The organism is Halanaerobaculum tunisiense (genome assembly GCF_054657635.1).
The window spans coordinates 41,558-67,015 of sequence record NZ_BAAHYI010000008.1 but is presented as its reverse complement, the minus strand read 5'-3'; the positions used below and the strand labels follow the sequence as shown (position 1 = coordinate 67,015).

Sequence of the window (25,458 nt, the reverse complement as noted above, 5' to 3'; positions counted from 1 at the left end):
TCGGGACCTGTGTGTTGTGAGTAAGTTCAAAATTTAATTTCTAGGCTAATGACAATCAATAGATTAATTTTGCTAATCAGCTCTAAATTGATATAATACCTATAGGGAACTAGTGGGAGGAATAAATATGCAACCTAAAATTTTAGTAGTTGATGATGACCAAAATATCTGTAAGTTAATTAATATTTATTTGCAAAGAGAAGATTATCAAGTAATAACAGCTACTGATGGTCAGATGGCGCTTGATAAATATTATGAGTGCAATCCTCAATTAGTGGTTTTAGATATTATGCTACCTGAGTTAGATGGTTGGCAGGTTTGTAAAAAAATTAGAGAAGATTCTAATGTGCCGATTTTGATGTTGACTGCTAAAGGAGAAAAGCAAGAAAAAATAAAAGGATTAGAAATTGGAGCGGATGATTATGTAACTAAACCTTTTGAACCAGAAGAGCTAGTAGCTAGAGTCAAAGTTATTCTGCGGCGGACAGATATTAGTCAAGATAAAGAAGTATTAACTTTTCCTAATCTCCAGATAGACCACCAGAAGCGACAGGTAAAGGTCCAAGGAAGAAAGCTGGAGTTGGCCCCTAAAGAATATGATCTGCTTTATTGTCTAGTACGTAATGAACAGCAGGTACTTAGTAGAGAACAGTTACTAGATAAAGTCTGGGGCTTTGATTTTGTAGGAGATATTAGAACAGTTGATAGTCATATAAAACGCTTAAGAAATAAAATTGATAGTCAAGTAGATGGTTATAAATACTTTCATACTATCTGGGGAGTGGGCTATAAATTTGAAGCTAAACAAGAGTCTGAATAGTATTTCAAGTAAATTATTAGTTAGATTTGTAGTAGTTAGTTTAGTTACTTTATTGGTTTTAGGAGCTGCTTTAGCTTATCTGTTTCAAGATTATTATTATAGCAATCGAGAAGAAGAGTTTATTAATCAGGGCAAAAAGATAGCTAATCTAGTTCAGAGTTCTTTACATAAAGGAAATTATCAACAAACTTTATCGTTTTTAAAAAATTCTCGTCGTTTTTTCACAGGAGAAGTCTGGGTGGTTAATTCTAAAGGGTTAGTATTGGGAACTACTCAAGAGGAGAAATTTGAAGGCGTCCAGCTAGAAAAGGAAGAAATAAGACAAGTGTTTCAGGGCCAAATCATCAGCAAACGAGGTTTTTCTCGTTATTTTGATGAACCTATGTTATTTACTGCTGTGCCGATCATTTTCCAACAGCGGGTGATTGGAGCAGTCTTTGTTTTTTCCCCATTAGCTGGTTTATCTGCTACTTTAAAGGAATTAACTTGGTTATTAGTCTATGCTGCTTTAATATCTGTTGCTTTAGCTTCTGTACTTAGTTTTACTTTATCGAAAAGATTTTCTCGCCCGTTACAAAAGATGAAAGAAATAGCTGTTAGAATGGCTCATGGTAATTTTTCCCAGAGGGTAGAGATTAATTCTAATGATGAAATCGGTCAGTTAGCTACTTCTTTTAATTATTTAGCCGATAAATTAGAAGAGACGATTGCTTCTTTACAAGAAAAAGAACAACTCCAGAAAAGATTTGTAGCTAATGTATCCCATGAGCTACGGACTCCTTTAACTTCTATCCGTGGCTTTATTCAGGCATTACAAGATGGGGTTTATGAAGATAAGGAAGATCGTGAGGAATATTATGCAATAATTAGTCAAGAAGTACAGCGGTTGATTAGACTGGTTAATGATCTGCTTGATCTGTCTCGGATTGAATTAGGCCAGATTAAAATGGAAGAGGAAACTGTGGATTTAAAATCATTACTTACTAGTGTAGTTAAGAACTTAAAACCAACTTTAGAGGAGAAAGAACTGGAGATTGATTTAGAGTTGCCAACAGCAGATATCTTAGTCTGGGCTGATCAAGATCGAATTGAACAAGTGTTGATTAATTTAATTAGTAATGCTATTGATTTTACTCCTGCTCAGGGACAGATAACTATTCAACTCCAGAAAAAAGAACAACAAGTAGAGGTCTTAATCCAGGATACAGGACCAGGGATTCCTGAAGATGATTTAGATGATATTTGGAATAGATTCCATAAGGTTGATAAAGCCCGAGTTAGTACTAAAGGTGGGACAGGACTAGGGTTATCTATTGTAGAAGAGATTATAACTAGACATGATGGTCAAGTCTGGGTTACTAGTCAGGTAGGTGTAGGATCTACTTTTGGTTTTAGTCTTCCTCTAGCTTAATTACAGTGATTTGTTAAAATAATTTTGCCTCGTCATAGTTTCGTAAAAAAAGAGAGGTATAATAATTAATGAATTGTTTAGTTTGAGTGGGATAAAATAACAACTGCAGGGGGGATAGTGATGAGAAAAATTAATAATAAGTTTGCAGTTTATAGTTCTGTACTATTAGTAGGTATTTTACTAGGTAGTGTATTATTCACTAATCCGCAAGTACAAGCTTTTTGGGGGACTGACGAGGAAGCAACTTCGAGTGCCCAACAAGATCAGTCAGCTAAGCAAAAACAAGTTGTAGTTCCCCAGGAGGAAGCAGTCAAAAAAGTGGTTGCTGAAGTTGGCCCGGCAGTAGTTAGTATTGTGACGAGGAAAATGCAAATCAGTCGTGACTCCTTTTTGCAGCCTGTTCCTCGGGAAGCAAAGGGATTAGGGTCAGGAGTAATTTTTGATCAGCAAGGATATATTCTGACGAATAATCATGTAGTCCAAGATGCTAAAAAAATCAAAGTATTATTATCGGATGGTAGAGAATTTGAGGCCGATTTAATAGGTAATGATCCTCGCAATGATTTAGCAGTAATTAAGGTGGAAGGTGCTGATTTGCCTGTAGCACCTCTAGGGAATTCTGATAAATTAGATGTAGGCCAGTTAACAATTGCTATTGGTAGTCCCTATGATGTAAAGTTTAGGAATACAGTAACTACTGGAGTAGTTAGTGCTTTAAATCGAACTATTAGAGCTGGTTCCTCAGGAACTGTTTTAGAGGGATTAATCCAAACGGATGCTTCTATTAATCCTGGTAATAGTGGGGGCCCATTATTAAATAGTCAAGGAGAAGTAATTGGGATTAATACTGCTATTATTCAGAGTGCGCAAGGAATTGGGTTCTCAATTCCCATTAATAAGGCAAAACAGATAGTAGATGATTTAATTCAGTATGGTAAAGTAAAACGACCTTGGATAGGAATTTATGGTACTAAAATCAATGATAAATTAAAAGAATACTATAATTTATCTGTTTCTAAAGGTGTATTAGTGATGGAAACAGTCCTAGATAGTCCAGCAGATAAATCCGATTTATCTAAAGGAGATATTATTATAGAAGCTAACCATAAGAAGATAAATAATATGCAGGATTTAAGGGGGATTATTAATCAACAAGAAATTGATAGTGAATTACAATTACTTGTAATGGACCACCAAGGTGACTTAAATCCGGTAACTGTTACTTTACAAGAAATGCCAACTAAAGATGAAAGATAAATTATTAAGGAGGCTTTAAAATGGATATTGGATTAGTTATTCCAGCATATAACGAAGAAAAAAGGATTCAAAATGTAATCAAGACAGTACAAAGGGCAGATGCTTTTTCAGAAATAGTGGTTGTTAGTGATGGATCAACTGATAATACTGTGCAAGCTGCTCTAGAGTGTGGAGTACAAACAATTGCTTTACCAGTTAATCAAGGTAAGGGAGCAGCTATGCAACAAGGAGTGGAGAATATAGCTGCTGATATAATTGTCTTTTTAGATGCTGATTTAGTAAATCTTACCGCAAAACATATTGATCAGTTAGTTAATCCTATTTTAGAAAGAGGAATTGATATGACTTGTGGTATTTTTCAGTCCGGTCGAGATAGTACTGATATGCATCATAAAATAACCCCTTGGTTGACTGGACAACGAGCTCTTAAACGAGAAGTGATAGAATCTTGTACTGATTTAATTGATTCAAAATATGGAGCTGAACTTTCTTTAACCAAACAAGCAGTGGAAAAAAAACTAAGAGTCCAAAAAGTGACTTTAAATGGATTAACTCATAAGACTAAAGAGGAAAAAATTGGGTTAATTAAAGGATTTTGGGCGCGATTAAAGATGTACTGGCAAGTATTTAGTTATTTTCGGAAGAATAATTTAACTTATGATAGTATTGAAGCAGTAATGGAGTAAAATTAAATAATAAAAGAGCCAGCTTAAGCTGGCTCTTTTATTTATTCTGTAAATTGACCTATAAATTTAGGCTCTGTTTCTAATTGAATTCCACTTTCCTGATAGACCTGATGTTGTACTTTTTCAATTAATTGTTTTATATCTTGAGCAGTAGCTGATCCTAAGTTAACAATAAAGCCAGCGTGTTTAGTAGATACTTGGGCGTCTCCTACTCTTGTTCCTTTAAGTCCAGCTTCTTCAATTAAGGCCCCAGCATAATGGTTAGCAGGTCGTTTAAAGATACTACCAGCACTAGGTAGTTCCATAGGTTGTTTGACCCATCGTTTTTCATTTAGGTCTTCCATTTGTTGTTTGATCTTTTCTTGTTTTTCGGGTTGGAGACCTATCCGGACTTGATAAGCAATTAGATCCTGTTCCTGAAAGATACTATGACGATAAGATAAATTCAACTCTTCTTTGGTTAATTCAATTTTTTTACCAGCTTCATCTAAGCAAACTACTTTACTGACTACCTCTTTGATTTCTCCTCCATAAGCCCCTGCATTCATATATAATGCGCCGCCTAAACTACCAGGAATCCCAGAAGCAAATTCTAGTCCAGTTAATTCAGCTGCTAAGGCTTTGTCTGCTAGGTCAGTTAAAGTAGCACCTGTTTGAGCAATAAGTTGTGTCTTATTAACTTTAATTTCATTTAAGTGAGTCATATTGATAACCAATCCAGAAAATCCTTGGTCACCAACAATTACATTACTGCCTTTTCCTAGGACAAATTTATTTAAATCCTGATGTTGGATAGTTTTAAGCATTTTTTGTAGTCCAGTAAGGTTTATAGGAGTAGCAAAGATTTCAGCTGGGCCACCTACTTTAAAGGTTGTGTGTTCCTTGAGAGAATGATTAAATTTAACTTCTAAATTTTGGATTTTCTGTAATTGATTCTTTAATTTCTGGTCAATAGCCATTTTATCTCCTCCTTGTATTCTATATATAGTTTATCATACTTCCACTATACATAATCAACCCTAAAATCGAATATATTTTGAAAAGATAGTTTTAATAAGGTATAATTAAATAATAGATTGGAAAAATCAAGGAGTTTAATAAAGAGAGGTGGAAGAGTGGCGACTAAAAGTCGATATCAAGTGAGTAAAAAAGTTAGTCTAATTAATTTAGTAGCTAATATATTATTATCTATTTTTAAGATAGTAGTAGGACTGATGTTTGCTAGTCAAGCGCTAATAGCTGATGGATTTCATTCTGTATCAGATGTTATCTCTACAATTATTGTTTTAATGAGTATTAAAGTATCCCAGGTACCTCCTGATAAAAAACATCCTTATGGCCATGGCAAGGCAGAAGCAATTGCCACTAAGATATTAGGATTAATATTGATAGTTACTGGCTTGGGTTTAATAAAAAATTCAGCTACTAACATATTACAGGGAGTAGAGAATATACCAGGAGATTTAGTCTTATGGATAGCTGGATTATCTATTATCAGTAAGGAAGCTTTATACCATTATACAATCCATATGGGGCATAAGATTGATAGTAAAGGGCTAATAGCTGATGCTCATCATCATCGTTCTGATGCTTTATCTTCAGTAGCTGCTTTGTTAGGAGCTGGAGGAGCTAAGTTAGGATTTCCTATTTTAGATCCTATTGCTGGAGTAGTAGTAGCTTTATTAATTATTAAGGTAGGAGTTGAGATATTACTAGAGGCTATTTCTGATTTAATGGATGCAGTACCTAACCAAGATAAAAAAGAAGAGATTATTGCTCAAGTTGATAGCTTAGAAGAGGTTGTTACGATAGGAGAGGTTAAATTACGAACTTATGGTCCCTATCTATATGTGGATTTAAATGTGGTAGTAGTTAATGATTTAACAGTTATTGAAGGACATAAAGTAGCTGTAGAAGTTAAAGAAAAGGTAAAAGAATTACATCCTAAAGTAGAAGAAGTTATGGTCCATATTGATCCTAAAAGTGTTTATCAGACTTAAATAAGGAGAGATAGTAGAAGATGAATGGCCCAAAGAAGTATATTCTTTTATGTGTGATAGCAATATTTAGTTTAGCACTTACTAGTTGTAATCAGCAAGTAACAGTTAAGAATTTGCAGGTAAACTCTGATTTTTATCAGCAGACTGGCCATCTACTAGGCAATAGTCAAGTAGAATTGGAAGTGGAATTAGAGAAACAATTAAATCAGGATTTAACTTATTATTGGAAGGCAAGTGGAGGTAAGTTTTTAACGCAAGGTGAACGAAAAGTTACTTATTCTACTCCTAAGTATCCAGGAAATTATAACTTGAAATTAGTTATTAAACAAGGAAATCAAGTATTGACAACTTTTAATTATCCCTTTACAGTTAAAGGAGATTATCCACAACAAGTTAAGTTAAAAAGAGTTACTAGCAACTCTTTAGAGTCAGGGGTTAAATTAAATTGGTCGCGATACCAAGAAGAAGATTTTTATGGTTATAAAATATTAAGAAGCGATAATTATTATGTAGATGATAAAGCAGAAGTGGTAGCAAATATTAATCAGGAACAACAAAATTATTATGTTGATCAAGAAATTGAACCAGATCAGACTTATACCTATCAGATAATGGTAACTAATAATCGAGGTTATCTATCTGCTAGTAATGAGCAGACAGTCCAAGTTTTACCGCAAGGGATAGATAGAATACCTGTTGAGGGTAATCTGTCTGATATTATGCTTGCTCCCGAAAGGGCTAAAGGATATTTAACTGTCAAGAATCGACAACAATTATTAGTATTAGATATTAAGCAAGGTAAAATCAGCAATAGTTGGGGGTTAGAGTTAGTTCCGGAGAAGATGGTTTTGGATTCTAAAGCAGGATATTTATATCTGCTAGGGGTTAAAGGAGATAATTTAGTCAGAATTAATTTAGATTCGGGAAGCCAGAGGAAATATGATTTCGATTCTCAGATAAAAGATCTGGCAGTTAGTCAAGAGGATGTTTATTTATTGACCACAGGAGAGAAGAATCTTCTCCAGTTTGATAGCGAGCAAGGTGAGATCAAACATCGTTTTTCTATTAGGCAAGAATTTAAATTAGTTAAAGGTCAACAGATTAAAATATTAGCTAATAGATATTTGTTAGTGGATAAAATATTTGGGGCAGCTTTTATTTATGATCTAACTGATCTTACTAAACCACTGACTAGTCTGGAGTTAGGAACTCTAGCAGATAGTGAGCTGATAACTGGTGCTAATAAACACCAGTTATTGATTGCAGATAAAAGTAAGCAAGTTATTAAGTCTTATTTAATAGATCAAGATCAACAGCTAAGAGAACAAAAGGAGATTGTAGTTGATTCCTATCCTCAAAATTTAACTATAGAAGAAAAGACTAATTCTTTATTTGTAACTTATGATTCACAAGAGGTTACAGTTTTTTCTCTCCAAGATTATAAGTTACAGACTAAGATCAAAGTAGATAATTATGTTTATGATCTAGCTATAGATCGAAGTCAGCCTAAATTATATTTAATAACAGGAGATATCACACAAACAGATAATAATCTAACAGTAATTGACTTAAGAGGTGAGGACTATTATTAAAGCTGGGTTGTTAGTTTTGTTAGTTATAGTATCGTTGACTCAATTTGATAGCCTAAAACAGTTGACTACTAGTCTGGAAAGATGGTGGGATAAAGTAGTTAACTTATTAATTACTTTAGTTACTTTGTGGTTAGGATTTAAGTTAATTGGGCTAGTTAGCACTAAATTATTGTAGATAAGGCAGGGATAGTATGGGACTTAATATTAATTATGCTAATCGAGGAAAGAATTTAGAGAGTATGATTGAGACTTCGAACCAAAGGTACTCTTTTCAGGGCCGAGCATTAATTCAGAAGATTCCTACCCCTATTAAGGTACTTGATATCAATTCTAGAACAGGGAAGATTAAGAATGGATTTTACGAACAAAAATCCACTGTTGATTATATTGGATTATACGAAGGGATTCCCATTGCTTTTGATGCGAAGGAGACTAGTATAGAAACTAGGTTTGATTTAAGTAATGTTAAACAACATCAATATAAACATCTAAAGGATTGGGTAGAGAATGGAGGTATTGGTTTTTTAATTATTTATTTTAATAGCTTAGATGAAATCTATTATCTTCCATTTGAATTATTAGATGAATACTGGCAAGGAAGAAAACAAGGGGGACGAAAAAGTATCCCTTATGCAGAGATTGCCCAGGAAAAATTTTTGATTGAAGGTCAGGGGTTAGTTGTAGTCGATTATTTAAGTATTATAGATAAGCTAAAAGATAAGAATTAATTGTAGCTTGAATTTTAAGGTGAAATGTAATAAAATATTATAGAGTGTGATTTTATACATAAAACCAATCAGGATAAAAGACTTTATTGTTTATTGTTTGAGGAGGAAGAATAATTGGGAAAAGAAATATTAATTACAGATGATGCAAATTTTATGTGTACAATGTTATCTAAAATTGTTAAAGAAAATGATTACGAAGTGGTAGGTATGGCAGAAAATGGAGAAGATGCTATTGAAAAGTATAAAGAGTTAGATCCTGATTTAGTAACAATGGATATTACAATGCCTGGTATGGATGGTATTGAAGCAACTAAAGAAATTATTGATTATGATCCAGAGGCTAAAATAGTAGTTTGTAGTGCTATGGGCCGCAAACCAATGGTCTTAGAAGCTATTGAGGCAGGGGCTAAAGACTTTATTGTAAAACCTATTAAGCCCGAAAAAGTAAATGAAATTTTAGAAAAATTATTGTAGGGGAGACTAATTTAGAAACAGTTAATCTTCACCTTAACTGGAGATTAACTGTTTTTTTAACTGGTTAAAAAAAGGACTTTTATTTTTTTTATTGAAAATAAAGATTAGGGCTTAAAATCTAATATAACAAACCAAATACTTATTAATATTATAATTCAGGGAAATAATATTATTAGAAACTACAACTGAGGGGGAGTTTTATGTCTGATAAAGCAATTAAGGCAGTAGTTGAAGGACGATTACAAGGAGTTAGTTATCGTGCTTCCACTCAACAACAGGCTACTAGATTAGGAATTACAGGTTATGTCAAGAATGCTGGCGGGAATAGAGTCGAAGTGATTGCGGAAGGTGAGGAAGCTGATTTAGAGAAGTTGATTGAGTTTTTACAGGAAGGAACTAGTAGGTCTGAGGTAAAAGATTTCGAGGTTGACTGGCGAGAAGCTGAAGGAGAGTATTTTCGGTTTAGTATTAAGTATTAATTTATTGGAGGCGATACAGTGGGGCTATTATCTAAACTAAAAAGCATATTAGGATTTAGCCCGCAACAAGAGCTGGTTAAAGTAAGAGTTATCTGTGATAGTTGCGGTCAAGAGATTGATTCAGTCTTTCGTAGAGGCTATGATTTACAACCTACTTACGCTGAGCAGGATTATGATTATTCTATTACTAAACAGTTAGTTTGTTCTGGCTGTTATAAATCACTTGAGTTAGAATTAGAGTTGGATAATAACTTAGATGTATTAAATAGTGAACTAGATGAAGGAGAATTAATTCTAGATATTGATGAATAAAGTAGGGGATTGGATCGGGGGGAAGAAAATGACTTTAGCTAATTATTTAACTGTATTGCGCCTTTTGTTTCTCCCTTTTTTCTTATTATTTTTTTTCTTAAATATAAAGTATAATTATTTGATTGCAGGGGTTATTTTTATTCTGTCTAGTTTAACTGATCTACTTGATGGCTATATTGCTCGTAAGTTTGATCAGGTTTCAGCAGTAGGAAGATTGTTAGATCCATTAGCAGATAAACTAACTTTTATTACAGTATTTGTTGCTTTAGCAATTGAAGGATTTATCCCCATAATAATTATTACTATTATCTTAGTAAGGGAATCTATAATTTTATGTGGTTCGATTTATCTATATTATTATAGTAATGATATTATAAGTCCTAGTCAATTAGGAAAAACTGCTACTTTTTTATTGTACATAACTGCCGTAGCTTATATTTGGAATATATCTGTCTTAAAACCAGTTATCTTTTTAGCAATTATTATTGCTTTTATTTCAGGGGCTAAATATTGTATAGAAGGTTATAATAGATATCTAGATGAGACCAGTATTAATTAATACTGGTCTCATCTAATTCAAAAGTAGCTTTAGAACAGGAAGTATATGCTATAGTAGGTGCTTCTCAAGATAAGAGTAAGTGAGGTTTATTCAGTTAATCCTTAGATGTATCTGTTTAGGGTTAAAGCCAATTGTACAGCTAGGGAAGTAGGAAATATATATATGGTGTGAGTGTGGGAGATGAGTGTGAGTGACACCAAAACTTACTCGACTCACGACACACAGCATATAGCACATGACAGATAGCTAACACTAAGGAGGTAGAGGGGATATGGAAACTAATATTTATCATTTGTACCATAGTGGTCTAGCAGTGGAAACAGAGAATTATCTATTAGTTTTTGATTACTATAATGATACTCCAGCTAACGGGAATAGAACTATTAGTCAAGGAGTAATGACTAGGGAAAAGTTAGCAGAAAAAGAAAATGTATTAGTTTTTGTTACCCACAGTCATCATGATCATTTTAATCCTGTTATTTTTGATTGGGCAACAAATAGAGAAGATATTAAGTATATTTTAAGTTCTGATCTTCCTGTATCAGCTCAAGAAAATTATTTTAAGGTAGCTAAGTATCAGAATATAGAAGTGGCTGGAGCTCAGATTGAAACATATGGAACTACTGATCAGGGATTATCTTTTTATGTAGAGGTAGATGGATTTAATATTTTCCATTCTGGAGACCTTAACTGGTGGCATTGGAAGAAGTTCACTCCTGCAGAGAGAAAGAGAGAAGAAGAGGATTACAAAGCAGAAGTGGCCAAATTAGAAGGGAAAGCAATTGATTTTGCTTGTGTACCAGTTGATCCTAGATTAGAAGAGTATTATTATTTAGCAGGTGAATATTTTGCTCAGACAATTAAGCCGGAGTTAATTATTCCAATCCATTTTAGTGATAATTATCAGATTACTGCTGATTTTAGGGCTCAGATCAGTGATTTAGCAGTAGAGGCAGCTGAAATTAATGAGCGAGGAGAAAAGCTTACTTTAAAAAAGTAATTGTTCACTTGTAAATTGTTAATTTAAGGTTGGTGATAGAATGAAAGTGATTGATTTTCATTGTGATACAATGGCTAAGATATTTAATAGTGATCAACAGATTAAATTTGTAGCAAATGATTTAGCTGTAGATATTACTAAATTACAGGCAGCAGATTCTTTAGCTCAATTTTTTGCTCTTTATATAGACCTTAACAGCGAAGTGACTCAGGGAGCAAATAAATTTGAAGAGGCTTTAGCTATGTTAGATCAATTTTATCAGTTAGTAGAACAGAACCAAGAAGATTTGGCTATAGCTAGAAATTATCAAGAGTTAAAAGTAAACCAGAAGCAAGATAAGATATCGGCCTTGTTAAGCATAGAAGAAGGGGGCGTCTTACAGGGGAAGGTTTCTAACTTACATAAAGTTTATTTATTAGGTGTTAGAGCAATCACTCTTACTTGGAATTATCCTAATCAACTAGGATATCCTAATAGCAAACTAGAGTATAGAGATCAAGGGCTAACCCCTTGTGGTAAACAGATGGTAGAAGAAATGAATCGGTTAGGGATGTTAGTTGATGTTTCTCATTTATCAGATCAAGGCGTCTGGGATGTATTAGATTTATCTACTCAACCAGTTATAGCTTCTCACTCGAATGCTCGGGCTATTAAGAATAATCCTAGGAATTTAACTGATGATTTGATCAAAGCTATTGCTCAGCAAGGTGGAATTATTGGGGTTAATTTTGTGGCTGATTTTGTGGCTGATAAACAGGTAGCTAAAATAGAGGATATAATTAAACATATTAGACATATTAAGCAAGTAGGCGGCAGTGATGTAGTAGCTTTAGGTTCCGATTTTGATGGTACTGAGTGTGAGATGGAGATTAGTGATATTAGTCAGATGGATAAATTAATTCAGGGATTAAGGAAGACTGATTTTAGTGGAGCAGAGATGGATAAAATATTATTTAAAAATGGACAGCGGGTGTTAAAAGAAGTATTAGGGTAAATCCTAATACTTCTTTTTATCGATAAGAAACCATATATTTTTAGTTTTAAGTATACCATGATGGTATACTTAACTCTTTTAGGAGAGGTAATATTTCTGAATCTAAAACAAGAATTGAGTAGTTAAAGACAGCTTTAAAAAATAAAGTAGCAGAGGAAAAATGATTTTACAGATCAAGAAGTGAATTCAATAAGTCGAAAACTAGATAATACAGTAGTAAAAAAATAAATTATTAGCAGGAAAATTGTTGTTTGCTGAAGAATTATATAATCAAATAACTAGTATAAGTCTAAGAGAGGAGCGATTAATTGTGGAGTTAATCGGGCTAGTATATTTGTTAGGTGTCGTTTTTAATATCTTGATCTTTGTTATAAATTTAGTAAAAGATTTCAAAAATATTAAGGTTAATTATAGAGGAACTTTGATTTTTATTATTTTAAGTTGGTTGATCTATCCTATTTTATATTTTACAACTAGATAACATTTATATTTTGTTAGAATTAAAGTGGATATATTGGAGTTAGGTAAAGAACTACTACAACATTTTATTGAATCATATACTTTAAATAATAAAAATAGTTATTGAAGGAGTAGATAGTAGGCAATGATCTGTAATTAGAAAGAGAAATAATATAGGCAGTCAAAAAATTATTCAGGAGGGATTAGCGTGGTTTCTTTATGGAGGAAGTATCGTTCTGTTTCTTTGGTTTATCGGATAGCAATTGCTTTCGTTTTAGGTTCAGTTATGGGGTTGATTTTTGGTCAATCAATTACAGGGATAGAGCCGTTAGGTAATTTATTTGTTCGGCTATTAAAGATGATTATTATCCCAATTGTATTATTTACTTTAATAGCTGGGATGAGAAAGCTTACCCCGTCTAAATTAGGTCGAGTAGGTGCTCAGACAGTAATTCTTTATATTTTAACTACTGCTATAGCTATAGTTATTGGTTTAGTAGTGGCTAATATAATTGACCCAGGAGTAGGGATGACTTTGCCAGAAAGCGCAGAAATACAGACTAAGGAAGCTCCTAGTTTAGTGGATGTATTTCTGAATATAGCACCTAAAAATCCAATTCAAGCTTTAGCTGAAGGGAATGTGCTCCAGACAATTTTTATTGCAATTATTTTTGGTTTATCTTTGGCAATTCTACAGGAGAATGCAGAGGGCCAAATCAAACAAGGTGTGGAGACTATCTTTAATATAGTTGAGACTTGTGCTCAAGCAATGTTTAAGATTGTGTGGGGTGTAATGGAATATGGTGTAATTGGAGTATTTGCTTTGATGGCTTCAGTATTTGGAAAAACTGGTGTAGAAGCCATTGTGCCCTTTGGGAAACTTATTTTTAGTCTAGCATTAGCAGTATTTATTCATATAACTATTACTTATTTATTAGTTATAATGGGAGGTTTAGTTAAGCAGTCGCCAATACCATTTTTAAGAGGGATCAAAGATGCTATGATAACGGCTCTTAGTATTCGTTCAAGTAGTGGAACTCTTCCTGTAAGTATGTCTAATGCTGAGGAAAACCTTAAAATTGATGAAGAAGTTTTTAGTTTTTCTCTGCCTCTTGGTGCTACGATAAATATGGATGGGACAGCTATGTATCAAGGAGTAGCAGCTATTTTTGCTGCTAATTTAATTGGACAATCTTTAACTATAGCCCAGCAGGTGACAGTACTATTGACAGCTGTATTAGCTAGTGTTGGTACTGCAGGTGTTCCTGGCAGCGGGTTGATTATGTTGACTATGATTCTTACTCAATTAGGATTACCACTTTCAGTCGTTGGCTTTGTAGCTGGGATTGATCCTATCTTAGATAGATTAAGAACTATGAATAATGTGACAGGTGATTTAACTGTAACTACGTTAGTTGCTAAATGGAATGATGGGATTGATTTTACTAAAGGTGTTTGGAGTTCTGAGGAACAAGAACAAGAAAGTATATCAGCTTAAATAAACTTAATATTTATTATAAAACCAACCTCCATTTTTGAAAATGGAGGTTGGTTGGTTTTTTGTTATCCATAATTTCCCTTTATAGTTTCTAAATATAAAAAACTCGATGGCAAGTTAAGTTTTTTGAATATTAGTAATTAATTTCTTGGTTTGTTGTTTAATTGATCTAGAGTTTTAAACAAAATTAACAATTAATAGTAAAATTTACTTATGTTAAGTGAATAAATTTTAAGAAAAATTAAATTCTTTTTATTTCCCTTTAATTTTTTTCTCAAATTGCATATAATAAAGATCAACCATAATAATTATGCGGATAACTAAAATAATATACAACTGAGGAGGAGTAGAGAATGGTACAAGGAATAGGAATTCCACCAGCGGAGGGGCTGTATTCGCCTGAGCAAGAGAAAGATAGCTGTGGAGTAGGATTTATTGCTCAGATGAAAGGTGAACAGAGCCATCAAGTAGTGGAACAAGGATTAGATATTTTAGAGAGGTTAGCTCATCGTGGTGGTGTAGGTGCAGATCCATTGACTGGAGATGGAGCTGGTTTATTGATTCAGCTACCTGATCAGTTTTTACGATCTGAGATGAAAAAACAGGATGTTGAATTACCAGCAGTAGGGGATTATGGAGTAGGAATGATCTTTCTACCGCGTAAATTAGATGATTGTCTCTTAGCTGAAGGAATTATTGAGGATGTAATTAAGGCAGAAGGGCAAGAAGTTTTAGGTTGGCGGGAGGTACCAGTAGATACAACCGAGATTGGAGAGAGTGCTGCTAGTACCCGGCCAGTAATTAAACAAGTTTTTATTAAAAAGTCTTCTGCTACAGATAACTTTAGATTAAAGTTGTATTTGATTCGGCGGAAGATTGAAAAAGCTATCGCTGAATCAGAGATTAAGAATAAAGAATACTTTAATATTCCTAGTTTTTCTAATAGTGTACTAACTTATAAAGGTTTATTATTACCGGATCAGATTAATAGTTTTTATCAGGATTTACAGGATCCTCAGGTAAAATCTGCTCTTGCTTTGGTACACCAGAGATATAGTACTAATACGTTCCCTTCTTGGGATTTAGCTCAGCCATTTAAATATTTAGCTCATAATGGAGAGATCAATACTTTACGAGGAAATATTAACTGGATGGCTGCTCGAGAGCCAGATTTGGAGTCAGATGTTTTAGGAGCAGAAATTACAGATTTATTTCCAATTACTGATGAAACAGATAGTGATTCAGCTAATTTAGATCATGTAGTGGAATTATTACTTGCATCAGGTATGAGTATAGTAGAAGCATTAACTATGTTAGTACCAGAAGCTTGGGAAAAAAATCAGTTTTTAGACCAACAAGTGCAAGATTATTATGAGTATAATGCTTGCTTGATGGAGCCGTGGGATGGGCCAGCAGCTATTGCCTTTACTGATGGTCAGCAGATTGGAGCTACTTTGGATAGAAATGGTTTGCGGCCGGCTAGATATACTGTAACTAAGGACGATTATGTGATTGTAGGTTCGGAAGTAGGTACTTTAGATGTAGCACCAGACAATGTAGCAGAAAGTGGTCGCCTCAAGCCAGGAGAAATGTTACTAGTAGATACAGAAGAAGGCAGAATTATTCCTGACCAGGAGATTAAAGAACAAGTAAGTTCTGCTCAACCTTATGGTGAATGGTTAGAGGATAATAAACAACATCTTACTAACCTAGAAGAGGGAGCTAAAAGGTATAATGAAGACTTTGATACTATCCCTGAACGACTGAGAGCCTTTGGTTATAGTAGAGAAGATTTAAATACTTTAATTGGGCCAATGGCCGAGAATGAAAAAGAGTCTGTAGGGTCGATGGGGAATGATACTCCCTTAGCTGTTTTATCTAAGCAACAAAAACCGTTATTTAATTACTTTAAGCAGTTATTTGCTCAAGTAACAAATCCTCCAATTGATCCAATCCGGGAAGAAGTAGTCATGTCGTTAAAATCTAATCTTGGTTCTAAAGGTAATATTTTAGAGAAGACTGCGGATAAGGCGAAAACAGTTGAACTAGATTCACCAGTTTTAACTAATAAAGAACTAGATAAGATTGTCCATTTAGAGGATGATAATTTTAATACTCGGGTAGTACCGATGGTCTTTGATCCCGAAGAAGAAAATGGTTTACAACAGGGGTTAGACAAGTTATTCCATCATGTAGAAGAGAGTATTGATGCTGGATATAATGTGATTGTCCTTAGTGATCGTAAAGTTGATGATTTTAATGCTCCAATTCCTAGTTTGTTAGCTACTTCAGCTGTTCATAATTATTTAATTGAGCAGCAGAAGCGAAATGGTGTAGATATTATTGTAGAAACTGGAGAAGTTAGAGAGATTATGCATCATGCTTTATTGATTGGTTATGGTGCGTTAGCTGTTAATCCGTATTTAGCTTTAGAGACAATATCTTATATGAGTCAGGAAGGTTTATATTTGACTGAGACTACTGAGACTAATAAGAGACAGGAGAAATATATTAAAGCTGTGGAAAAAGGTCTGTTTAAGATTATGTCCAAAATGGGGATTTCTACGGTGCAAAGTTATCGCGGAGCCCAGATCTTTGAAGCTGTAGGACTTAGTTCTGATTTTGTAGCTCAGTATTTCCCAGGTACTACAACTCGGATTGAAGGTATCGGACTTGATATTTTAGAGCAGGAAGTAGTTACTAATCATACAGATGCCTACCAAGGATTAAACCAAGATCAAGATGGACTAGTTAAGAATGAAGGAGAGTATAAGTGGCGCCAAGATGGCGAACATCATCTCTTTAGTCCAGAAGCAATTGCTAAGTTACAACAGGCTACTAGACAAAGCGATTATGATCTTTATAAAGAATATGCAGCTTTGATTGATGATCAAAGTGAGCAGTTATCCACTATTCGAGGTCTCCTTTCCTTTAAAGATCGGGATCCAATTTCAATTGAAGAAGTGGAACCAGTAGAGGAGATCAGACAACGCTTTGTAACAGGAGCTATGTCCTTTGGTTCTATCTCTAAGGAAGCCCATGAGACAATTGCTCAAGCAATGAATGAGATTGGTGGTATGTCCAACTCTGGTGAAGGAGGAGAAGATCCAGCTCGTTTTGATGACGATAGAAGAAGTGCGATTAAGCAGGTTGCTTCTGGCCGCTTTGGAGTGACTACTCACTATTTAGTCAATGGTGATGAATTACAGATTAAGATGGCGCAGGGAGCTAAGCCTGGTGAAGGTGGTCATTTGCCTGGTAAGAAGGTTAGTGAAGCAATAGCTAAGGTACGTCATACTACTCCAGGTATTGATTTAATTTCGCCACCGCCGCATCATGATATTTATTCTATTGAGGATTTGGCCCAGTTGATCTTTGATCTTAAGAATGTCAATCCTGAGGCTAGGGTAAGTGTTAAGTTAGTATCAGAGATAGGGATTGGAACAATTGCAGCCGGAGTATCTAAAGCTCATGCAGATATGATCTTGGTTTCTGGATTTGATGGAGGAACAGGTGCTGCTCCTCTAAATTCTATTAAACATGCTGGTCTGCCTTGGGAATTAGGAGTTTCAGAGACTCATCAGGTATTAACTAAGAATGATTTACGAAGTAGAGTTAGAGTCCAGACTGATGGGCAGATGAAGACAGGACGAGATGTAGCAATAGCAGCTTTATTAGGAGCCGAAGAATATGGCTTTGCTACAGCAGCATTAGTGGTTTTAGGTTGTGTAATGATGAGACAGTGTAGTAGCAATAACTGTCCAGTAGGAATTGCCACTCAGAATCCAGAATTAAGAGAGAAATTTGCTGGTCAGAAGGAACAATTAGTTAACTACTTTAACTTTATTGCTCAGCATCTGCGAGAGATTATGGCTCAGTTAGGATTTAAGACAGTTGATGAGATGATTGGACGGACTGATAAATTAGATATGAACCAGGCAATTAAGCACTGGAAGTCCCAAGGTATAGATATTTCCAATATCTTACACCAGCCTACTTTACCAGCTAGAATTGCTAACTACTGTGTAGAAGAGCAAGATCATGGAATTGATGATATTTTAGATAGAGAATTAATTACAGCAGCTCAGCCAGCTTTAGAGAATCAGGAACCAGTAGAGTTAGATTTTGAGATTAATAATACTAATCGAACCACAGGTACTATGTTAAGTGGAGAAATTGCTAAGAGATATGATGACCAAGGTTTACCTGATGATACAATTAAGGTTAACTTTACTGGTTATGCTGGACAAAGTTTTGGGGCTTTTGGAATGCAAGGTTTGACACTGAATCTCCAGGGTCAAGTTAATGACTATGTTGGTAAAGGATTATTTGGAGCAAAATTAATTGTTCAACAACCTGCTGCAACTACTAGTCCAGCTTATGAGAATATCATTGCCGGTAATACAATCCTTTATGGGGCAACTAGAGGTGAGTTATATATGAATGGTGTAGCTGGGGAACGATTTGCAGTTAGAAATTCTGGAGCGCATGCTGTAGTAGAAGGCATTGGCGACCATGGTTGTGAGTATATGACAGGTGGTCGAGTAGTTGTTTTAGGTAAGACAGGTCGTAACTTTGGTGCTGGAATGAGTGGGGGTATTGCTTATGTTTATGATCTTGATGGTGATTTTAGAGATAAGTTAAATACTGCAATGGTTGATGCTTACCAGGTAGAGGCTACAGAAGATAGAGAGACGATTAAAAGATTAGTCGAAAATCATGTCCGGTATACTGACAGTCAACGTGGTCAAGCAGTACTGGATAATTGGGAGCAAGAAATCAATAAGTTTGTTAAAGTTACTTCACCACGTTATCGAGAGATACTTGCTAGTCGCAAGGAGGGAAAGAACAATGGCTAAATCAGCAGATAAAGGATTTTTAGAGATTGAACGAAAAGAAGTTTCTAAGCGACCAATTGAGCAGCGAGTAGAAGATTATCAGCAAGTTTATGAGCTTCCGCAAGAGGAATATACTGCCGAACAAGCAGCTAGGTGCATGAATTGCGGGACACCATTTTGTAATTTTTCTTGTCCTGTAGGTAATTTATGTCCTGAATGGCACGCTTTTGTTAAACAAGGTAAGTGGCAGCGGGCATTAGAAGTGCTGCAGGAAACAAATAATTTTCCTGAGTTTACAGGTCGGTTATGTCCTGCCTTGTGTGAGGGAGGATGTGTCTTAGGAATTACTGAGCAACCAGTAGCTACTCAGAATATTGAACTTGCTATCTCTGAAAAGGGCTGGCAGGAAGGCTGGATTCAGCCGCAACCTCCTCAAGTTAGAACTGATAAGGAAGTAGCTATAGTAGGTTCTGGGCCAGCCGGTTTAGCAGCAGCTCAAGAACTAAATAGAGCCGGACATCAAGTTACAGTTTACGAACGAGATGCTAAACCAGGTGGTATGTTAGCTTATGGTATCCCAGATTTTAAGATTGAAAAGTGGGTAGTAGATCGTAGAATTAACCAGTTAAAAGAAGAAGGAATCGAGTTTGTCTTAAATACAGAAGTAGGAACTGAGCTACCAGCTACAACCTTAGAGGAAGAATATGATGCTGTTGTATTAGCTGGTGGTTCGAGAGAAGCAAGGGATTTACCAGTCTATGGTCGTGAATTAGAGGGGATTCATTATGCTATGGAGTATTTAACTCAGCAGAATAAGCGAGTTAGCGGTCAGGAGATTCCTGAGCAAGAATTGATTGATGCCCAAGATAAAAGAGTAATTGTAATTGGGGGCGGAGATACTGGTTCTGATTGTGTAGGAACAGCTATTAGACAAGGTGCTGAGAAAGTTTATCAGATTGAGCTATTAGACCAGCCACCTACTGAACGAACAGCTGATAATCCATGGCCTCAATATCCACAAACACTGAAAACTTCTAGTTCTCATCAGGAAGCTCAGTCGTTAGTTGATACTAGTGGTGAAGAACTTGATGTTCGAGATTGGTCTGTTTTAACTAAGAAATTTAGTGGTAATCAGCAAGGAGAAGTAACTGAGTATCATGCTACTAGAGTAGAGTGGGTTACAGATGAGTCTGGTCAACAAGAGATGAAGGAAATTGAAGGCAGTGAATTTTCTTTACCAGTTGATTTAGTGATTTTAGCTATTGGATTTGTTCATCCTGAGCATGAGGGAATGGTAGAAGAATTGGATTTAGAGTTAGATAAGCAGGATACTATTAAAACAGAAGATTATCAGACTAGTCAGGAGCAGTTCTTTGCTACTGGTGATATGAGACAAGGAGCTTCTTTAGTTGTGCGAGCAATTAAGGATGGTCAAGAAGTAGCAGAAGCTGTTAATCAGTATTTAACTGAATAGATTAAATAAGGGCCAACTTCTGTAGGGGGGAGTTGGCTCTTGTTTGTAGGAAGGAGAATCCATGATGCAGTATATTGTAACTAAGTTAGTCTCTAAATTAGTCTTACCTCCTGGTTTGTTTATTCTATTATTGGTAGTAGCTCTGCTAAGTTTTATTTTAAATAAGACTAATTATTACTACCGCTCCCAAAAGAGTAAAGTAACCCCTTTATTATTAGTGGTGTTGATAGTTGTTATTTATTTTTTCAGTTCTTACCTAGGAGAATTAGCTTTAGTTGCTCCTTTAGAAGAAACTTATGCTCCTTTAGAAGTGGAGCAGTTATCTTTAGAACCAACTACGAGTATAATAGTAGTGTTAGGAGGAGGGATGATTAGAGGTACGCCCCAAGGAGCTAAACTAGGTCGGGCTACTTTGCAGCGGGTGAATTATGGGGCGCAGTTGCAACAAAAGACTGATTTGGATCTAGCAGTTAGTGGAGGAGTTGGCCCAGGCGTGGAAGGTCCTCCAGGAGCTACAGTGATGAAGGAGTTCTTAGTTGCACGGGGGATTTCTGAAGGGCAGATAATTACAGATAAGAAAGCATTAACGACGTGGTTAAATGCTGTCAATATAACTAAGATATTAAATAAGAAAGATTATCACAAGATAATTTTAGTGACTAGTGCTACTCATATGAGACGGGCAGTTGATTCTTTCCGGAAAAATTGGTCAGGAGAGATAGTTGTTGCTCCTACTGATTATATCTTAAGTTCGCAGGTTAGTTCATTGCGCTGGCTTCCTAATCGGACTTCATTGCATAATACTTTACAATCTTTACATGAATGGGTAGGTTTAGTCTGGTACCAGTTTAAGAGTTAAACCTAAGAAAGGAAGTGGTTATTATGAAAAAGATAGCTTTGATTGCTCATGATGAGAAAAAGGACGATTTAGTTAATTTTGCTCAAGGAAATGAGGAGATTTTAGCCCAGTTTGATTTAATTGCAACAGGAACTACAGGCCAGAGGTTAAATCAAAATACTTCGTTAGAGGTAACTAGAAAGAAATCTGGCCCCTTAGGTGGTGACCAACAGATTGGAGCTGAGATTGCTAGTGGTAATGTAGGAGCTGTTATCTTTTTGCGAGATCCTTTGACAGCACAGCCTCATGAACCAGATGTTAGTGCTTTATTACGGGTTTGTGATGTACATAATATTCCTTTAGCCACTAATTTAGGTACAGCAAATATGATTTTATTGGATAATTTGTCCAAGTAAAATCTGGCTTTAAGGAGTAACAGATAGTGATTGATAAATTAAATAACTTATGTTATTATAATGGCAGGCGGAACTAGTTAAATTTGATTTGGAGGTGTAATAGATGGCACATACAATTACTGATGAATGTATTTCTTGTGGAGCTTGTGAGTCCACTTGTCCTGTAGATGCTATTTCCGAAGGAGAGGGCAAGTATGAGATTGATGCTGATGCTTGTATTGATTGTGGAGCTTGCGCAGGAGCTTGCCCAGTAGATGCAATTGAAGGTTAATTATATATCATATTAAAGATCTCAGGAAACTCCTGAGATCTTTTTAGTTAATAGTAAAGGTGGTAGAAACTCATATAAATCATCTTTTTAATTCATACTACTGTAGTAGATAGAGGTAAAATTTAATCTCTTCTATTATAAAGTTGCCAGGCATAAACTATTTTTAGGAGTTTTTATGGTTTTGATTTAGCTAAGGAAATGAGGTGATAGCAGATGAAGCCTACTATTGGTTTAGCTTTAGGAGCAGGTTCTGCCCGAGGAGTAGCTCATTTAGGTGTTTTAAAGGCCTTGCGAGATGAGGAGATAGAAATAGATTATTTAGCGGGAACAAGTATTGGTAGCGTAATTGGTGGTTTTTATGCTGCAGGATTGGATCTACATAGATTAAAAAGGTTAGCAATTCATTTAGAATGGGATTATTTTACCGATGTTACCTTCTCTAAACAAGGGCTAGTAGCAGGAAATAAAGTTAAAGAATTCTTCCAGTTGTTAACTCAACAAAAAACTTTTTCTCAATTAGATCTACCTTTTGTGGCAGTAGCTGCTGATATAGAACACGGGGAGGAAGTTGTAATTGATGAAGGAGAAGTAGCTTCTGCTTTACGAGCTAGTATGTCAATTCCAGGAATTTATATCCCTTGTGAATTACAAGGGAGAAAATTAGTTGATGGAGCTGTATTAAATAGGGTTCCTGTCAGTGCAGTTAAAGAACTAGGAGCTGATATTACAATTGGAGTAGAAGTTAGTCATGGTTTAGAACTTAATCAGGTTACTAGTATTTTTGATGTAATTATGAATTCAATTGATGTTATGCAACAAGAAATTGCTCAACATAAAAGAGTAGGGGCTGATGTATTATTAATGCCTCAAGTAGGGCATATTGCTTCTACTGATTTAAGCCGAGCTGAAGAATGTATTACTTTAGGTTATCAGGCTGCTCAAGAAAAGATGCCTGCTATAAAAGAAAAAATTAAAGATAGTTAACTACTAGAAGGGTGGGATAGAATGGAGTTGCTAAGAAATCGTAGTCTATGGTTTAAAGTCTTAATTGGGTTAGTAATAGTTGGTATTTTAGCTATTTATCCTAGTAATTACTACTTAACTTCTCCTGGGATGGCTGAGTCTTTAGACCCAATGATTGATATTCAAGCTGATACTTATCAGCAGACAGGAGATATTATGTTGACTGCTGTTTCGATGAAGACAGCAAGTCTTTTAGAATATCTGTATGTTAAATTATTCAATCCGGATTTAAGAGAGTTACAATCTAAAAATATGTTACCTTCGGATATGAATATGGAAAAGTACTTTGAATTCATGCAAGAAGTGATGAAAGAAAGTCAATTAAAGGCTAAGGCTGTTGCTTTAAAAGAGGCAGGCTATCAACCTCAGATTACTGGTGAAGGGGCTAAAGTGGAGAAGGTATTAGAAGAAGGAAATGCCCAGGGCCAATTACAATCGGGAGACATAATTGTTGCAGTTGACGGTCAGCAAGTAGGACTGATTACAGAAGTAATTAATCAAGTCCAAGCTCGAGCCATAGGAGATGAAGTTAGTGTTACTGTTAAACGAGATGGAGAGCAGAAAAAATATTCTATCAAGACTAAAAGTTTAGAGCAGAATTCAAATCAGCCTTCGATAGGGGTCTTAATCTCATCTCATAATCGCCAATATGATTTTCCAATGAAGATTAATATTGATGCCGGTAAAATTGGTGGTCCTTCAGCAGGTAGTATGTTTGCTTTACAGATCTTTAATTCATTGACTAAGCAGGATTTAACTCAGGGCTATAAAATTACAGGAACTGGAACTATTAATTTAAAAGGAGAAATAGGTCGGATAGATGGAGTTAAACAGAAAATAGCAACTGCTAAAGAGCAAGGAGCTAAGGTCTTCTTTAGCCCGCAAGCTAATTACCAACAAGCTAAACAGATGACTGGTCAAGGAGTCAAGATTGTTCCGGTAGAAACATTTAGCGATATTATTAATTATCTGCAAGATCTAAAATAGGTTGTTGTCTAAAATCGACTCCTCCTCGCCGGGCTTGTTGATTAGAATAAGCTAGAGTATATAGATCATTAGCTACTAGATCATACTGTAGCATCTCCTGGAGTAGATTACGAGGGGTTTGTTTTGTTTTGAAATAGTTGGCTACTTTAGTTATTAAAGGTAAATCAACTTGGTTCTTGATCAATTTAAGTAGCTTTCTTCCTTGCTGGTTGAAACCTAACACTCGTAGGTATTGGGGACCACCGTGTTGATCAAACTTAGTTAGTTTATCAGCTGATAAGTCTAACAATAGTTGGATTAAAATTCGTTGAATTCTAGTCTGAGTAAAGCGTTTTGTTTTAATTTTAGTAATCAGCTCAGGTAGTGAAGTAGCTTCTAGGGCTGCTGCTTTGATTCTATTCTCCAAGCCACCAGTAACTCCAGCATAGTTTTGTAGTTTTGTCTTCTTTATTCTGCGGAGAATAGTTAGCAATTCTGCTTCCCACTGGTCAATAAAGATAGGCCCTCTGTTAGCTGTAAACTCTTTGTCTAACACTTGGGTAGTTACTTGAGGCAGGGTCTGGGTTATTTGGGGAGTGAGTAATCTTTTTTGATTTTTTTGGTTAGACTTGATTTGGTGTCTAATACCACTGCCACTAGCAATTTCTTTAAGTTCATGTGAATGATAGTCTGCTCCTTCTCGTTTGATAGTTATAGGGGTTATTGAAGCATCTAAATTAGTTAAAGCTTTGATATATTCTAAACCTAAAATGTTATTGGGGTTAGTTATTATTTCTTGAGCTTGGTCAGGAGTTATATCTATCTGGGCAGCAGTGGAAGTTAGGTAGTTATCTAAGGCCTTACTTCTGGCTTGGGGATAAGAAACTCCTTGGTTGAGCTCTTGTTGAATTAAAGTACTTAAGTGGGGAGGTTCAGTAGCTAATAATTGGCCAAGCTGTTGTAAAGGTTGAATTTTACCTAGTTCACTCCCAAAGGAGAGAATATCAACTAGGTTAGTAGCGGCTAATGATTTAACTGCTCCCCAAGCAAAATATTCAGCACTGCGGACAGAATAGGTAACAGGAAGTTGGATGATTAAATCTACTCCTGAGTCTAAAGCCATCTGGGCTCTAGCCCATTGATTGACAATAGCTGGTCTACCTCGTTGTAAGAAGCTACCGCTCATAATACAAATAGTAGCATCTGCTTTACTTTTAGTCACTGATTTTTGTAAATGTATCTTATGTCCTAAGTGAAAAGGATTATATTCAGTAATAATTCCTAATATATTCATTTTAGTTCCTCCTTAGTATTTATTATAATCTGAGGAGCAATAAATTTCAATTATTAAGGATATAATAAA

General features: G+C 35.2%; 24 protein-coding genes. 22 read left to right on the top strand and 2 right to left on the bottom strand.

Annotated elements, in window-relative coordinates; genetic code table 11:
* Positions 1-127 precede the first annotated feature (127 nt).
* The 4 genes from ACYQ3D_RS08445 (at position 128) to ACYQ3D_RS08430 (ending at position 4,174) form a co-directional block, all read left to right on the top strand.
* Entirely contained in the window at positions 128-820 is a 693-nt protein-coding gene (locus tag ACYQ3D_RS08445) for a response regulator transcription factor (protein ID WP_459837778.1), read from the top strand.
* A complete protein-coding gene (locus ACYQ3D_RS08440; RefSeq protein WP_459837777.1) occupies positions 795-2,231 on the top strand; it encodes a sensor histidine kinase in 1,437 nt (478 codons plus the stop codon). The genes ACYQ3D_RS08445 and ACYQ3D_RS08440 overlap by 26 nt, the downstream gene beginning before the upstream one ends.
* A gap of 120 nt (positions 2,232-2,351) precedes the next feature.
* Positions 2,352-3,488 (top strand): S1C family serine protease, encoded by a 1,137-nt coding sequence (locus ACYQ3D_RS08435; RefSeq protein ID WP_459837776.1) that lies wholly within the window; start codon positions 2,352-2,354, stop codon positions 3,486-3,488.
* A gap of 20 nt (positions 3,489-3,508) precedes the next feature.
* Positions 3,509-4,174, top strand: coding sequence for a glycosyltransferase family 2 protein (locus ACYQ3D_RS08430; RefSeq protein ID WP_459837774.1), 666 nt, complete (start codon positions 3,509-3,511; stop codon positions 4,172-4,174).
* Between the two features lie 41 nt (positions 4,175-4,215).
* On the opposite strand, the gene murB is transcribed toward ACYQ3D_RS08430, so the two are convergent.
* A complete protein-coding gene (murB, locus tag ACYQ3D_RS08425) occupies positions 4,216-5,133 on the bottom strand; it encodes a UDP-N-acetylmuramate dehydrogenase (RefSeq protein ID WP_459837772.1) in 918 nt (305 codons plus the stop codon).
* 156 nt (positions 5,134-5,289) lie between these two features.
* Here murB and ACYQ3D_RS08420 point away from each other — a divergent pair, with 156 nt between their 5' ends.
* From ACYQ3D_RS08420 to ACYQ3D_RS08335, 18 genes are all read left to right on the top strand, one after another.
* Complete coding sequence (locus ACYQ3D_RS08420; protein WP_459837771.1) at positions 5,290-6,174, top strand: cation diffusion facilitator family transporter; 885 nt, start codon at positions 5,290-5,292, stop codon at positions 6,172-6,174.
* Positions 6,175-6,194: 20 nt separating this feature from the next.
* Positions 6,195-7,766, top strand: coding sequence for a YncE family protein (locus tag ACYQ3D_RS08415; RefSeq protein WP_459837770.1), 1,572 nt, complete (start codon positions 6,195-6,197; stop codon positions 7,764-7,766).
* Between the two features lie 16 nt (positions 7,767-7,782).
* Complete coding sequence (locus ACYQ3D_RS08410; protein WP_459837768.1) at positions 7,783-7,941, top strand: hypothetical protein; 159 nt, start codon at positions 7,783-7,785, stop codon at positions 7,939-7,941.
* Between the two features lie 16 nt (positions 7,942-7,957).
* A complete protein-coding gene (gene recU / locus ACYQ3D_RS08405) occupies positions 7,958-8,494 on the top strand; it encodes a Holliday junction resolvase RecU (protein ID WP_459837766.1) in 537 nt (178 codons plus the stop codon).
* Positions 8,495-8,608: 114 nt separating this feature from the next.
* Positions 8,609-8,968, top strand: a complete 360-nt coding sequence (locus ACYQ3D_RS08400) for a response regulator (RefSeq protein WP_459837765.1) — start codon at positions 8,609-8,611, stop codon at positions 8,966-8,968.
* Positions 8,969-9,168: 200 nt separating this feature from the next.
* A complete protein-coding gene (locus ACYQ3D_RS08395) occupies positions 9,169-9,447 on the top strand; it encodes an acylphosphatase (protein WP_459837763.1) in 279 nt (92 codons plus the stop codon).
* 18 nt (positions 9,448-9,465) lie between these two features.
* On the top strand, positions 9,466-9,759 hold the full coding sequence (locus ACYQ3D_RS08390; RefSeq protein WP_459837761.1) for a hypothetical protein: 294 nt from the start codon (positions 9,466-9,468) through the stop codon (positions 9,757-9,759).
* 28 nt (positions 9,760-9,787) lie between these two features.
* Positions 9,788-10,318, top strand: a complete 531-nt coding sequence (pgsA, locus tag ACYQ3D_RS08385) for a CDP-diacylglycerol--glycerol-3-phosphate 3-phosphatidyltransferase (protein ID WP_459837759.1) — start codon at positions 9,788-9,790, stop codon at positions 10,316-10,318.
* 271 nt (positions 10,319-10,589) lie between these two features.
* The gene (locus ACYQ3D_RS08380; protein WP_459837758.1) at positions 10,590-11,318 is read left to right on the top strand and encodes an MBL fold metallo-hydrolase; all 729 of its coding nucleotides are present in this window, start codon (positions 10,590-10,592) and stop codon (positions 11,316-11,318) included.
* Between the two features lie 40 nt (positions 11,319-11,358).
* Positions 11,359-12,312 carry a dipeptidase gene (locus ACYQ3D_RS08375; protein ID WP_459837756.1) on the top strand — a complete coding sequence of 318 codons (954 nt, stop codon included), beginning with the start codon at positions 11,359-11,361 and terminating at the stop codon, positions 12,310-12,312.
* 661 nt (positions 12,313-12,973) lie between these two features.
* Positions 12,974-14,269, top strand: coding sequence for a dicarboxylate/amino acid:cation symporter (locus tag ACYQ3D_RS08370; RefSeq protein ID WP_459837855.1), 1,296 nt, complete (start codon positions 12,974-12,976; stop codon positions 14,267-14,269).
* A gap of 353 nt (positions 14,270-14,622) precedes the next feature.
* Entirely contained in the window at positions 14,623-19,128 is a 4,506-nt protein-coding gene (gltB, locus tag ACYQ3D_RS08365) for a glutamate synthase large subunit (RefSeq protein ID WP_459837755.1), read from the top strand.
* The gene (locus ACYQ3D_RS08360) at positions 19,121-20,581 is read left to right on the top strand and encodes a glutamate synthase subunit beta (protein ID WP_459837754.1); all 1,461 of its coding nucleotides are present in this window, start codon (positions 19,121-19,123) and stop codon (positions 20,579-20,581) included. Before gltB ends, ACYQ3D_RS08360 begins: the two co-directional genes overlap by 8 nt.
* Before the next feature lie 64 nt (positions 20,582-20,645).
* Positions 20,646-21,440, top strand: a complete 795-nt coding sequence (locus ACYQ3D_RS08355; protein WP_459837752.1) for a YdcF family protein — start codon at positions 20,646-20,648, stop codon at positions 21,438-21,440.
* A gap of 20 nt (positions 21,441-21,460) precedes the next feature.
* Positions 21,461-21,835: a methylglyoxal synthase gene (gene mgsA, locus ACYQ3D_RS08350; RefSeq protein WP_459837853.1), complete on the top strand. Its 375-nt coding sequence runs from the start codon at positions 21,461-21,463 to the stop codon at positions 21,833-21,835.
* A gap of 103 nt (positions 21,836-21,938) precedes the next feature.
* Positions 21,939-22,106 carry a DUF362 domain-containing protein gene (locus ACYQ3D_RS08345; RefSeq protein ID WP_459837750.1) on the top strand — a complete coding sequence of 56 codons (168 nt, stop codon included), beginning with the start codon at positions 21,939-21,941 and terminating at the stop codon, positions 22,104-22,106.
* A gap of 213 nt (positions 22,107-22,319) precedes the next feature.
* Complete coding sequence (locus ACYQ3D_RS08340; RefSeq protein ID WP_459837748.1) at positions 22,320-23,090, top strand: patatin-like phospholipase family protein; 771 nt, start codon at positions 22,320-22,322, stop codon at positions 23,088-23,090.
* A 21-nt stretch (positions 23,091-23,111) separates the two neighbouring features.
* The gene (locus tag ACYQ3D_RS08335; protein ID WP_459837747.1) at positions 23,112-24,116 is read left to right on the top strand and encodes a YlbL family protein; all 1,005 of its coding nucleotides are present in this window, start codon (positions 23,112-23,114) and stop codon (positions 24,114-24,116) included.
* Here the strand turns inward: ACYQ3D_RS08335 and ACYQ3D_RS08330 are convergent.
* On the bottom strand, positions 24,091-25,389 hold the full coding sequence (locus ACYQ3D_RS08330; protein ID WP_459837744.1) for a nucleotidyltransferase: 1,299 nt from the start codon (positions 25,387-25,389) through the stop codon (positions 24,091-24,093). The genes ACYQ3D_RS08335 and ACYQ3D_RS08330 overlap by 26 nt on opposite strands.
* Positions 25,390-25,458: the final 69 nt, after the last annotated feature.